This is a genomic window from Candidatus Parakkermansia intestinigallinarum (genome assembly GCF_944389695.1).
In the GTDB taxonomy this organism is placed as follows: Bacteria; Verrucomicrobiota; Verrucomicrobiia; order Verrucomicrobiales; family Akkermansiaceae; genus Akkermansia; species Akkermansia intestinigallinarum.
The window spans coordinates 16536-28239 of sequence record NZ_CALXNG010000017.1; the positions used below are offsets into that span (position 1 = coordinate 16536).

Sequence of the window (11704 nt, forward strand, 5' to 3'; positions counted from 1 at the left end):
GCGACCGCGTCTCGCTTCTGCCGAACCTCGCTTCAGCCGAGTCGGCTTTTCGGCTTTTCGGCTTTCCGGCGGCTCTCGCTGTTACTGCGGGCAGCGACCTGCGTTCGCTTGCATGCGGGGGCTGCGTCACGGATGTCACAATACGCTTCCTTTCGGATTGACAGTTCCGCGTTGCGGGGCTACAATTCGTCAGACTGATAGTCCTCAGCCTCTTTCCCGCTATGTACAACACGGATTTCAAGAATCGTCTGGTAGCAGACCTCGACGCCATGAAGGCCGCCGGTCTGTTCAAGCAGGAGCGCTACCTTCACACGCCCCAGTTCTCAGAGGTCGGTCTGCGCGACGGCAGCCGAGTCATCAACATGTGCGCCAACAACTACCTCGGCCTGGCCAACAATCCCGTGCTCGAGGAGACGGCCCGCGAAGCCATCAAGCGCTGGGGCTTCGGCATGGCGTCGGTGCGCTTCATCTGCGGCACGCAGACGCTGCACCGCGAGCTTGAGGAGCGCCTGAGCGCCTTCCTCGGCACGGAGGATACGATTCTCTTCGGCTCCTGCTTCGATGCGAACGGCGGTCTTTTTGAGGCTCTGCTCGGCAAGGAGGACGCCATTGTCTCCGATTCGCTCAACCACGCCTCCATCATCGACGGCGTGCGCCTCTGCAAGGCGGCTCGCTACCGCTACAACAACAACGACATGGCCGATCTCGAGGCCAAGTTGCAGGAGGCGAAGGCGAACGGGGCACGCACGATTCTCATTTCGACGGACGGTGTTTTCTCGATGGACGGCATCATCGCCAGCCTCGACAAGATTCACGCTCTGGCCGAGAAGTACGGCGCTCTCGTCCACTTCGACGAATCGCACGCGACGGGCGTGCTGGGCAAGCGCGGTCGCGGTACGCATGAGCACTGCGGTCTCTTCGGCAAGATCGACATCACGAGCGGCACCTTCGGCAAGGCGCTCGGCGGTGCTTCCGGCGGTTACGTTTCGGCGCGTCAGGAGATCATTGATACGCTGCGCCAGAAGGCTCGCCCCTATCTCTTCTCCAACAGCGTGATGCCCGCCATCGCCGCGACGACGATCAAGGTGCTCGATATGCTGGAGGCCTCCACCGAGCTGACCGAGCGCGTGCAGCACAATGCCGCCTACTTCCGCAAGGGCATGGAGCAGTGCGGCTTTACGCTCGCCGGTGCCGGCCACGCCATTGTGCCGGTGATGATCGGCGATGCGGCTCTCTCGCAGAAGATGAGCGACCGCCTGCTTGAGTTGGGCGTCTACGCCATGGGCTTCTTCTACCCGGTGGTGCCGAAGAATCAGGCGCGCATCCGCACGCAGATTTCTGCGGCTCACACGGAAGAGCAGCTCGATCGCGCGATCGAGGCCTTCGCGACGGCCGGTCGCGAGCTCGGCCTCATCAAGTAAAAAGCCGATACTTTGACAAGCGGCAGTCCCCTCGGGCGGGACTGCCGCTTTGTTGCATCGTTGAGCACGGCTCATCGTCCTCGCCCCCCTTCGTTTCCCCACTTCCCCTCCCCCCTTCCCGCTCCGCCGAGCATTCCCGGTCATGTACACGAGTTTCTTTGACGTTTTCTCCATCGGCATCGGCCCATCGAGTTCACACACGATGGGCCCGATGCGCGCCGCCGCCCGCTTTGTGCGCCACCTGCGCGAGCAAGGGCTGCTGGCGCAGACCGAAAGTGTTTGCGTGCGCCTCTACGGTTCGCTCGCGCTGACGGGAGAAGGGCACGGCACCCCCGGCGCCGTCGTCTACGGCCTCATGGGTGAAGAGGCCGAAAGCATCGACATCGGCGCCGACTACCTCGGCACCGTGCGGCGCACCGAGCGCCTCATCCTCGGAGGCGTCAAGCCCATTCACTTTTGCATGGACGACTCCGTCCTCCTGCTCAAAAAGGAGAGCCTGCCGCAACACCCCAACGGCATGGAGTTCACCGCGAGCGACGCCGAGGGAGCCCCCTTGCTCACCGAGCGCTACTTCTCCATCGGCGGCGGAGCCATCCGCCGCGAGGATGAGATGGACCGCGGCCCCGCCGACCCGCCCGAGGTGCCCCACCCCTTCAGCTCCTGCCGCGAGATGATGGAGATTTGCGCGCGAGAGAAGCTCACCATCGCCGGGCTCGTCCTTCTCAATGAATGCGCGCTGCGCCCCTCGCCCGTGGTGCGCCACGGCGTCAAGCGCATCGCCTTGGTGATGGAGGAGAGCATCGAGCGCGGCATCGCCGCCTCCGGCTCGCTGCCCGGCCCCCTGCACCTCGTGCGCCGGGCACCGCTCATCTACCACCGCCTCGAAGACAAGTTCCGCCACAACGATGAGGATGCCCTCGTCATGATTGATTGGATCAACCTCTGGGCTTTCGCCGTCTCCGAAGAGAACGCCGCCGGCGGCCGCGTCGTCACCGCCCCGACCATGGGCTCAGCGGGCGTGATGCCCTCGGTGCTGCGCTACTTCAACCGCTACGGCTACAAAGACTCGCCCTACACGGCGCAGCAGGGCACCGGCATCATGCTGCTGACGGCGGCGGCCATCTGCAACCTCTACCGCACCAACGCCTCCATCAGCGGTGCGGAGGTCGGCTGCCAAGGCGAGGTGGGTGTTGCCTGCTCGATGGCGGCGGCCGGGCTCACGGCTGCCATGGGCGGCAGTTCGGCGCAGATTGAAAACGCCGCCGAAATCGCCATGGAGCACAATCTCGGCCTGACCTGCGACCCCATCTGCGGGCTGGTGCAGGTTCCCTGCATCGAGCGCAACGCCATCGGCGCCGTCAAGGCCGTCAACGCCGCCCGCCTCGCCATGCGCGGCGACGGGTCGCACTTCGTAAGCCTCGACAGCGTCATCCGCACGATGTACGAAACCGGACACGCGCTCCAAGCCGGCTACCGCGAGACATCGCTGGCCGGACTGGCCAAAAATGCCCTCACCTGCTGACCTCCGGCGGCGTCGCGCAAAGAGTGTCACACAAGCACGGGCGCACAAGCGGCGTCACTCGGAAAGCGTCACTCGGGCAGCGTCTCTCGGGCAGCGTCTCTCGGGCAGCGCCGCTCAGGGCCCGCGCGATGAAGAAGCGCGCACGCTCGGCTGCCCGCGCCCGCCTCAGGACTCGGGCAGCGGCGCGACCGTCGCCTCGGCGCCCGACGGCAGGCAGTTGAACAAATCGCGCGAGAAGCCGGGAGCGGCGAAGATATCGTTGTGGTCGCAGGGGTAACTGCGGTACTCATGCTCGCGTGCGAAGGCCTCGCGCAGTTTCTGCGTGCGGGGCGGCTGCACGATGCTGTCGCGCTCCGCCGCCAAAATGCAAAGCGGGCAACGGATGAGCGGAGCCTTCGCCGCAGAATCGAAGCGGTCGCGCAGGGCGAGATTCGGCAGGCAGGGCACGAAGTCCTCAGCGACGCCGACGATGCTGTCAAAGGGGCAAATCAGCACCAGCCTGCTGAGCGGGCGGCGCGCCGCCAACTGCACGGCCACCCCCGAACCGAGGCTGAAGCCCACGACCGCAACGGACGCCGGCTGCCCGCCCACCTGCGCCACCGCCCAATCGTAGCTGAAGCAGGCGTCGGCCACGACGCTCTCCTCGCTCGGCTCGCCCTCGCTCTCGCCGAAACCGCGATAGTTGAGCAAGAGATACGAGCGGCTCATGTCGGCGAGCGGCAGATCCAAAAAAGAGCCGACATGCATGTTATTGCCGCCGAACATCAGCACGAGAGGCGCCTGAGCGCCGCGGTTGAAAAACCAGCCGCTGAGCTTCGTGCCGTCCTCCATCGGCAGCTGCAGATGGGCGGCCTCCAGCTCGGCGCGCGCCTTCTCGCGCTCTCCCGCCTGACGAGCCGCCGCTTCGGCCGCCTGCGCATCCGTGGGCAAGTCGCCGCTCACGCTGCCGACGAAGACGAGCCGACGGGACGCGCAGCAAGCAACCGCAACCACAAGCAGCAGCAGGACGGGCAAAAGGAGGAGCAAGCGATATCGGCGGCGACTCATGCCCGTACTCTAGCATGCGGCGGCAGCGGCGTCAAGCCGCAATCACACCGCGCGCCGCCGACTCTTCGCGCCGTCCGCTCTCATAAAGCATGGACTTTCGGCTGCGTTTGTGCGATGATGGGGGGCATGGAAGCTTCGAGGGCGGATATGACGGAGATGTCTGAGATGACGGAGACGATTGCCGCGGTGGCGACGCCGCCGGGGACGGGGGCTCTGGCGGTGATTCGCGTGAGCGGGCCGGGTGCCCGCGAGGTGCTGGCGGCTTGCACGCGCGGGAGGCGCCCGGAGCCGCGCCGCGCGACCTTGCTGCGCGTGCGCGATGCGCAGGATCGGGTGATTGATGAGGTGGTGGCCACGTTTTTTGCGGCTCCGGCGAGTTTTACGGGTGAGGATGTGGTGGAGCTCAGCTGCCACGGGGGCTTGCTGGTGACGAAGCGGGTGCTGGAGCGTTTGTTTGCCTGCGGAGCCCGTCCGGCGGAGCCCGGAGAGTTTTCGCGCCGCGCGTTCGAGAACGGGCGCATGGATCTGACGCAGGCGGAGGCGGTGATGGATATTATCTCGGCGGGCAGTGATCTGGCCCTGCGCGCGGCGCAGAATCAGTTGCAGGGCGCCATCTGCCGACGCGTTGAGGCGGCGGTGAATGTGCTGACGGATGTGGCGGCGCACACGGTGGCTTTCATCGACTTTCCGGATGAGGATATTGAGCCTGCCGCGCTCAGTGAGTTGCTGAGGCGTCTGGAGCTTGCCGATGCGATGCTGGCGGAGTTGCTGGCGACGGCGGATGAGGGGCGCGTGCTGCGCGAGGGTATCCGCACGGCTATCGTCGGGGCGCCGAATGTGGGCAAGTCGAGCCTGCTCAACTGTCTGCTGGGTTACGAGCGGGCGATTGTGAGTGATACGGCGGGCACGACGCGCGATACGATTGAGGAGTCGCTGCGGCTCGGCGGGCTCTGCCTGCATCTCATTGATACGGCGGGTCTGCACGAGAGCGGCGATGCCCTTGAGCAGGCGGGGATGGAGCGCAGCAAGGCAGCAGGGGCTTCGGCGGATTTGCTCATCGAGGTGGTTGATGCTTCGCAGGCGCCCGTGCCGCTCCCGCCGGAGTTGCAGTCGCTTCACGGTGCCCGTCATCTGCTCCTGCTCAATAAGTGCGATTTGCCGATGCACCCGCTTCAGGAGAAGCGGGGGGGAATTCGCTTCTCCTGCCGCAGCGGCGAGGGGCGCGCGGAGCTGGAGGCGGCGCTTCAGGCTCTCTTTTTGCACGAGTCGGGCGAGAGTGACAGCTTTGCCGCGATCAACAGCCGCCACCGCTACGCGCTGGTGCAGGCGCGCGAGGCGCTGGCTCGGGCCAAGGAGGCGCTGCGGGCGGGCGAGTCGCCGGAGTTTGTCGATGTCGATTTGCAGGAGGCGCTCGAGGCTCTCGGGGCGATTACGGGCAAGACGGATACGGAGGATATTCTCAGCCGCGTTTTCGCGACCTTCTGCCTCGGCAAGTAGGCGTGCTGCGGTTTTGCACGGCGCTGCGGTTTTGCGCGGCGCGGCGGTTTTTGCGCGGCGTTGAGTTCTGGCGCGGCGCCGCGGTTTTGAGCTCCGGCGCCGCGTGCGGGGCGGCCTGCGGCGGGGATTCAGGCGCCGGCGAGTGCGACGCTGCGCTCGCTCGGGCCTTCGTGCCGCAGCACGAGCCAGTGTGTGCCCTCGGGCATGAGCTCGCCGTCGAAGCGGTCGGCCCATTCGACGAGCAGGACGGCCTTGCTGCTGAGGTATTCATCCCAGCCGATGCCCAGGGCTTCGTCGGGGTTGCGCATGCGGTAGAAGTCGAAGTGCGCGGCGCGGAGCCGGCCGCCGCCGTGCTCATGCACCAGAGAGAAGGTGGGGCTGGCCGCGGGATCGCTGCACCCCAGCCCTTCCAGCAGGCCCTGAATCAGATGCGTCTTGCCCGCGCCGAGGTCGCCGACGAAGCCGAGGACGTCTCCGGCTGCGAGTTCCGCCGCCATGCGCCGCCCCAAGGCGATCATTTCGGCTTCGCTGCGCGTGTGTATCGGCCCCTTGTTAAAAAAATTTTCCCACTTTTTCATCGTTTTTTGCAAAATTTTACAAAATTTTTCTTGCCAAACGTCGCGGCTTGCCTATAATGTGCCAGCCCGCAAGCGCGGGAGCAATCTTAAAATTCAAAAATTATGGCATACGCAGTATTCACTTCCGGCAGCAAGCAGTACCGTGTGACGGTCGGCGACGTGCTCACCGTTGACCGCATCGCGGGTCTGGAGAAGGACGGCGAGGCTACGTTCGATCAGGTTCTCCTCGTGGAGGACGGCGATAAGACGACCGTCGGCACGCCCACCGTGGACGGGGCCAAGGTGGTCGCCAAGGTCCTCGATCCCGAGGCTCGCGGCGCCAAGGGCATCGCCTTCAAGTTCAAGCGTCGCAAGGGTTTCCACAAGAAGAAGGGCTTCCGCGCCGCTCTCACCAAGGTCGAGATCACCGCAATCAACGCCTGATTATTAACCCCTATTTCTGATTCTGATTCGTCATGGCACATAAGAAAGGTCAAGGTTCCGTCCGCAACGGTCGCGACTCCCGCAGCAAGCGTCTCGGCGTTAAGAAGTTCGGCGGTCAGTCCGTCATCGCCGGCAATATCATCGTGCGCCAGCGCGGCACGAAGTTCCACCCCGGCAAGGGTGTGGGCATGGGCCGCGATTACACGATTTTCTCGCTTGTCGACGGTCGCGTGTTCTTCGATCGCGAGGGTACGCGCGTCAATGTTGCCCCCGAAGCCTGATTCGCGGAGCAGCGTTTCTCCTTTGCATCAAAAAGCCGTCGCCCGGCCGGGCGGCGGCTTTTTTGTCGTTTGTCGTTTGTCGTTCGCCGTTCGCCGTCGTGCCGCCCGGCCGCTGCGTTGTCGGCCGACGCGTTCCCTGCCGCTGCGTTGTCAGCCGCTGCGTTCCCGGCCGACGCGTTGTTGCCCGCAGGCGGAGAGGGAGGAGGCGCGGCGAAGCGCGGCGGGGCTCAGAGGTGCAGGTCGTTCATCCACTCGTCTACGCAGCGGTAGCGCTGCTCGATGGAGGGGCGGATGGCGCGGTCGATGGAGGCGAGCAGGCGCAGGTGGTAGATGCGCCTCAGGCGGGGGTTGCGCACGAGCGGTTCAACGCTGTCGCTCAGCTCGCGCATGCGGCAGTTGGGCAGGCATTCGTTGGTGAGGATGTAGTAGAGCGTCGCGCCGAAGGCGTACAGATCCGTCCACGGCCCCATGTTGCCGCCCGGCATGCTTTGCTCGGAGGGGCTGAAGCCCTGCGATTCAACGACGCTGTTGCCGAGGTCGCCGTACTCCTCGCGCGCGGCGCCGAAGTCGATGAGCATGGGGTAGCCCTGACGGTTGATGAGGATGTTGTCGGGCTTGATGTCGCGGTGCAGCAGTTTTTTGCCGTGCAGGTACGAGAGGGCGTCGAGCACGCGCACCATCATCCCGTAGAGGGCGCTCTGCGGGATGTCCATCTCGTGCCGATCGTAGTCGAGCGAGACTTCGGCCAGCGAGCTGCCGTCGATGTATTCGGTGATGTAGTAGGCCGTCTTGTGTGCCGCAAAGTAGGCGTAGACGCGCGCGATATTCGGGTGATCGAGGGTGGAGAGCAGGCGGGCTTCGCGCAGGAAGTTGCCCGTGGCCCACTCGTAGGTCTCACGCCCTTCTTCGTCGTTGAGTTCGACGTCGAGGGTGCCGGCGCTGCGGTGGCAGATGGAGTTCGGGAAGCTCTCTTTGATGACGACGGGACGCTCGAGATTGACGTCCTGCGCCAGATAGGTGACGCCGAATCCGCCCGAGCCCAAGGGGCGGATGATGCGGTAGTTGCGCAGTTGGTAGTCGCGGGGGAGTTCTTTGGCGGCGATGCCGCAGCCCGGGTTCCGGCCGGGTTTGCGGGCCGGTTTAGCGGCGGCATCGCCGGGCAGCGCGTCGGCGGGGACGGCCGGGGTGGGCAGGGAAGGCGCAACGGGGGAGGATTCAGGGAGAGAGTCTGTCATGAGCAGAGGGTGTCAGAGGGCGGGTGTCGGTGCTGTGGGAACTTGGGCGGAGGGAACTTGAGCGGAGGGGACGAGGACGGTGGGAACTTGGGCGGTGGGGACGAGGACGGCGGTAACGCGAGTTGCGGTAACGCGGGCTGCGATCATGTGAGCCGGGTGACGAAAGTTTCGGTAATGCGGGTTGCGGTAACGTTGCGCGAGCGCGGGTTGAGGAGACGTGGCGTTGAGCGGAGCGGAGACGGGCGAACAGGTGCGGAGGGCGTCGGTGCCGAAGGGGAGGGGCGGGCGGAAGGATGTTCGGCGCCTTCACCGCCGGGGGCGCGGGCGCGGTGCGCGGCCAGCGGAGCCGTAGCCGAGGGCCTTGCGGGCGCTCTCGATGCAGCGTCTGTAATCGAGCTTGCCGTTGGGCAGTTCCGGGATGTAGTTGACGGGAACGATGCGGTGGGGCGGCACGAGGTGGCGGTAGCCGGCATCTTTGAGTCCGTACTCCACGTTGATGTAGACGGATGAGTCGATCTGACGATGCAGCGTCGAGAGCAGCACCAGATGCTCGACGCCGCGATCGTCGGCCACGCCTACGACGGCGAGGCTGCGGCCGGGTTTGGCGGGATCGACGCCGAGGACTTTGAGCAGGGCCTGCTCCAGGTCTTCGTGCGCGCGCAGTTGCCCGTCGACCTTGGTGAATCTCATGCTGCGGCCGCATATGGTGAGCAGCCCGTCCTCGTTGAGGTAGCCGATGTCGTTCGTGCGCAGCCAGCCGCGCTGTAGGTTGTTGCGCTCGGCCTCGGCTTCGTTGCCGATGTAGTGGTTGACGAGGGTGGGGCTCTTGAGCCAGATCATGCCCAGATCGCCCGTCGGCATGACTTGAGTGACGCGATCCGGGTCGGCGATGCGAACGGCCACGCCCGGCAGGGGCTCACCGACGCTGCCGCGAGCCTGCGAGGGCTTGAAGCAGCGCGTGCCTCCCGAGGCGTCGGGGCCGGGGACTTCGCAGGCCGCCAGCGGGACGATCTCGGAGAGGGAATAGGCTTCCAGCAGTCGCAGCCCGAGTTTGCCGCGGGCATAGTCCCCGAGGGTCTCGGGCAATTTCTCCCCCACCGAGAAGAAGTAGCGTATCTTGGCAAAGGTGTTTTCTTCCGCGGCGGCGAGGATGCGCTGCAGGCAGCGCGGGGTTGAGACGGCCATGGCGACTTCGTACTGCCGCGCCAGCGTGCAGAGGCGTTCGCCGGCATCGGCCGTGGGGTAGGTGACGAGGTCGCAGGGGCCGAGCAGCGGCAGCAACAGACCCGCCATCAGCGACAGGGGGTGCCCATAGGGCATGGTGGCCAGAATGCGGTCGCCGCGCTTGATCTGCACGCGCGACCGGAATTCGGCCAGTCCCGTCATGAGCATGCGATGCGTCAGGCTGATGCCTTTGGGCTTTTCATCGGTTCCGCCCGTGAAGATTACGACGGCTTCATCTTCGGGGCGGGGAGGGGCGGGGCAGATTCTGCGATACAGTGACTCGGGGGTCTGCAAACGGGGGAGCCAGCGCATCCACGCCATCCGGCCGCGCGGTACTTCGCGCAGTTCGCTCTCGGCATAGATGAGGTCGCGCTCGCGCGGCCAGCAGAAGTCGCTGAGTTTGTTTTGGAAGCGGCGCTCGGTGATGAAGCGGGTCAGCTCCGAACGCCGGGCGGAGTGGATGAACTCTTCGGACGTCGCCTCATAGTTGATGAACACCGGCACGATGCCGGAGATGACGCAGGCGACAAAGGCGATGGTGCAGAGCTTGCCCGGCGGCAGGATGATGCCGACGCGGCCTTGGCTGACTTGCTTGTGCAGGCGCTCAGCGAGCGCTATGGCCAGCGGCAACAGGGTGGCTCCGTCGAGCTTCGTGTCATTCACGCCGTCGATGACGAGCATCTCGGGTCGGGCGTAGAGGCTTCTGATGATGCTTTCGCCCAGGGTGCAATCGAAGCGCTGCTGCGTGGCGTAGAGCTCGGCCTGCGCCTCCATCCACGCTGCCAGCACGAGGGCGGAAACGGGTTTCATCGGGCTGATCGGCTCGCCGTAGCGCAGTTCCAGCACGTCGTAGTCGCCCGAGCTCACGGTGACCGCTCCGTCGTCGCGCGCCGAGATCATGCCCGCATGCACGGGCAGCACCGGCAGCCCCAAGGAGCAGAGTCGGCGCAGCAGCGAGCCCGGCACGTCGCTGAGCGCACCGGGCGCTTGCAGGGGGTGCCCCGGCAGCAGGACCACGTAGCGCCCCAACTCCATCTCGCGGCGCAGCATGTCGCGCAAGCTGTCGGCCTCGATTTGCTCAAGCTCGCAGAAAATGCCGCGGGCCTTGATGCGGCCGAGGTAGTGCAGCACGTCTTCGCCGGGGCGCTGCACCCGATCCGCCAGCCACGAGATGTGTTCCGAGCCGCCCAGATCCTGCTCCAGTGCGTGAAGCACGCGTATGTCCGCCCGATTCGGCAGCAGCAGCGTCGGCCGATGCGGAATCTTATCCCTGCCTCCTGTCACAAGATCTGCCATGTCTCGCAGCGTGAGTGTAACACAAAGCCGCTTTCTTTGCAACCAACTTTGCACAAATCCGTCTTTTTCGCTTGCATTCCCGCCGTTTCATGCTATCTTTCCCTTGTAAGGTTAAACATCCTATGTTTGACCCGAAAGCTTCAACCCCAAGAAAACAATGGACATTATTCATGACAAGGACGCCGATGTGAGCGTTCTGAATGGCAAGACGGTGGCCGTCATCGGCTATGGTGCTCAGGGTCGCGCTCAGGCGCTCTGCATGCGTGACAGCGGCGTCAACGTGATCATCGGCATTCGCCCGGGCAAGAGCTGGGATGCCGCGGTGCAGGACGGCTTCCGCGTGATGTCGGTTGACGAGGCTGCGAAGGAGGCCGATATCGTCCACCTGCTGCTGCCCGACGAGAAGCACGGCGAGGTCTACAAGAACCAGATTGAGCCCGCCATGAAGGCCGGCAAGACGCTCTGCTGCTCGCACGGCTTTGCCTATGTGTTCAAGACGATTGTGCCGCCGGCTGATGTCGACGTGATCATGGTGGCTCCGAAGGGCCCGGGCACGGAGGTGCGCCGCGTGTTCGAGGAGGGCTTCGGCTGCCCCGGCCTCATCGCCGTTTTCCAGAATCCGAGCGGCAAGGCTCGCGAGGTGGCTCTGGCCATTGCGAAGGCCGAGGGTCTGACGCGCGGCGGTGTGCTTGAGTGCACGATGGCTCAGGAGACTTACGAGGATCTCTTCGGCGAGCAGAACGTGCTTTGCGGCGGTCTGGTCGACCTGATGAAGTACGGCTTTGAGACGCTTATCGAGGCGGGTTATCCGGCCGAGATGGCTTACTTTGAGTGCGTGCACGAGGCGAAGCTGATTGTGGATCTGATCTACAACGGCGGCATCCAGCGCATGAATGCCGTGATCTCGAACACCGCCGAGTTCGGCGAGTACTACAACGGCCCGCAGATTCTCGGCCCGGAGGTCAAGGCGAAGATGAAGGAGTCTCTCAAGCGCATCGAGAGCGGCGAGTTTGCCCGCGTCTGGCTTGAGGAGGCCGCCAAGGGCGCGCCGAATCTGAAGGCGAAGCGCGATGCTCTTGCCGAGCACCCGGTTGAGATTGTCGGCAAGAAGATTCGCTCGCTGTTCGAGCGCAACTGATTTTCGGCTGCTATTCGCGGGCACACGGGCCGGAGGCTCCGT

Annotated in this window: 11 protein-coding genes; 6 read left to right on the plus strand and 5 right to left on the minus strand. The window is 64.9% G+C overall.

The window, feature by feature from the left end:
- The first annotated feature begins 221 nt into the window (after positions 1–221).
- Positions 222–1421, plus strand: a complete 1200-nt coding sequence (locus AC6UAL_RS06095; RefSeq protein WP_500682484.1) for a glycine C-acetyltransferase — start codon at positions 222–224, stop codon at positions 1419–1421.
- A 142-nt stretch (positions 1422–1563) separates the two neighbouring features.
- Positions 1564–2943: an L-serine ammonia-lyase gene (locus AC6UAL_RS06100; RefSeq protein ID WP_500682485.1), complete on the plus strand. Its 1380-nt coding sequence runs from the start codon at positions 1564–1566 to the stop codon at positions 2941–2943.
- Between the two features lie 165 nt (positions 2944–3108).
- On the opposite strand, the gene AC6UAL_RS06105 is transcribed toward AC6UAL_RS06100, so the two are convergent.
- Entirely contained in the window at positions 3109–3990 is an 882-nt protein-coding gene (locus AC6UAL_RS06105; protein ID WP_500682486.1) for an alpha/beta hydrolase, read from the minus strand.
- A gap of 147 nt (positions 3991–4137) precedes the next feature.
- Here AC6UAL_RS06105 and mnmE point away from each other — a divergent pair, with 147 nt between their 5' ends.
- Positions 4138–5487, plus strand: coding sequence for a tRNA uridine-5-carboxymethylaminomethyl(34) synthesis GTPase MnmE (gene mnmE, locus AC6UAL_RS06110; protein ID WP_500682487.1), 1350 nt, complete (start codon positions 4138–4140; stop codon positions 5485–5487).
- Between the two features lie 128 nt (positions 5488–5615).
- Here mnmE and tsaE read toward each other — a convergent pair whose 3' ends face one another.
- On the minus strand, positions 5616–6065 hold the full coding sequence (gene tsaE / locus AC6UAL_RS06115; RefSeq protein WP_500682488.1) for a tRNA (adenosine(37)-N6)-threonylcarbamoyltransferase complex ATPase subunit type 1 TsaE: 450 nt from the start codon (positions 6063–6065) through the stop codon (positions 5616–5618).
- 102 nt (positions 6066–6167) lie between these two features.
- Between tsaE and rplU the strand changes: the two genes are divergently transcribed.
- Together rplU and rpmA are read left to right on the plus strand one after the other, a co-directional pair.
- A complete protein-coding gene (rplU, locus tag AC6UAL_RS06120) occupies positions 6168–6488 on the plus strand; it encodes a 50S ribosomal protein L21 (protein ID WP_500682489.1) in 321 nt (106 codons plus the stop codon).
- 32 nt (positions 6489–6520) lie between these two features.
- Positions 6521–6769 (plus strand): 50S ribosomal protein L27, encoded by a 249-nt coding sequence (rpmA, locus tag AC6UAL_RS06125; protein WP_500682490.1) that lies wholly within the window; start codon positions 6521–6523, stop codon positions 6767–6769.
- Positions 6770–6996: 227 nt separating this feature from the next.
- On the opposite strand, the gene AC6UAL_RS06130 is transcribed toward rpmA, so the two are convergent.
- The 3 genes from AC6UAL_RS06130 to AC6UAL_RS06140 all read right to left on the minus strand — a co-directional run bounded on the left by AC6UAL_RS06130 (position 6997) and on the right by AC6UAL_RS06140 (position 10524).
- Positions 6997–8004: a serine/threonine protein kinase gene (locus AC6UAL_RS06130; protein WP_500682491.1), complete on the minus strand. Its 1008-nt coding sequence runs from the start codon at positions 8002–8004 to the stop codon at positions 6997–6999.
- A 12-nt stretch (positions 8005–8016) separates the two neighbouring features.
- Positions 8017–8151, minus strand: coding sequence for a hypothetical protein (locus AC6UAL_RS06135; protein WP_500682492.1), 135 nt, complete (start codon positions 8149–8151; stop codon positions 8017–8019).
- A 159-nt stretch (positions 8152–8310) separates the two neighbouring features.
- Positions 8311–10524: an AMP-binding protein gene (locus AC6UAL_RS06140; protein ID WP_500682493.1), complete on the minus strand. Its 2214-nt coding sequence runs from the start codon at positions 10522–10524 to the stop codon at positions 8311–8313.
- Between the two features lie 157 nt (positions 10525–10681).
- Here AC6UAL_RS06140 and ilvC point away from each other — a divergent pair, with 157 nt between their 5' ends.
- The gene (gene ilvC / locus AC6UAL_RS06145) at positions 10682–11662 is read left to right on the plus strand and encodes a ketol-acid reductoisomerase (protein ID WP_500682494.1); all 981 of its coding nucleotides are present in this window, start codon (positions 10682–10684) and stop codon (positions 11660–11662) included.
- The last annotated feature ends 42 nt before the right edge of the window (positions 11663–11704 follow it).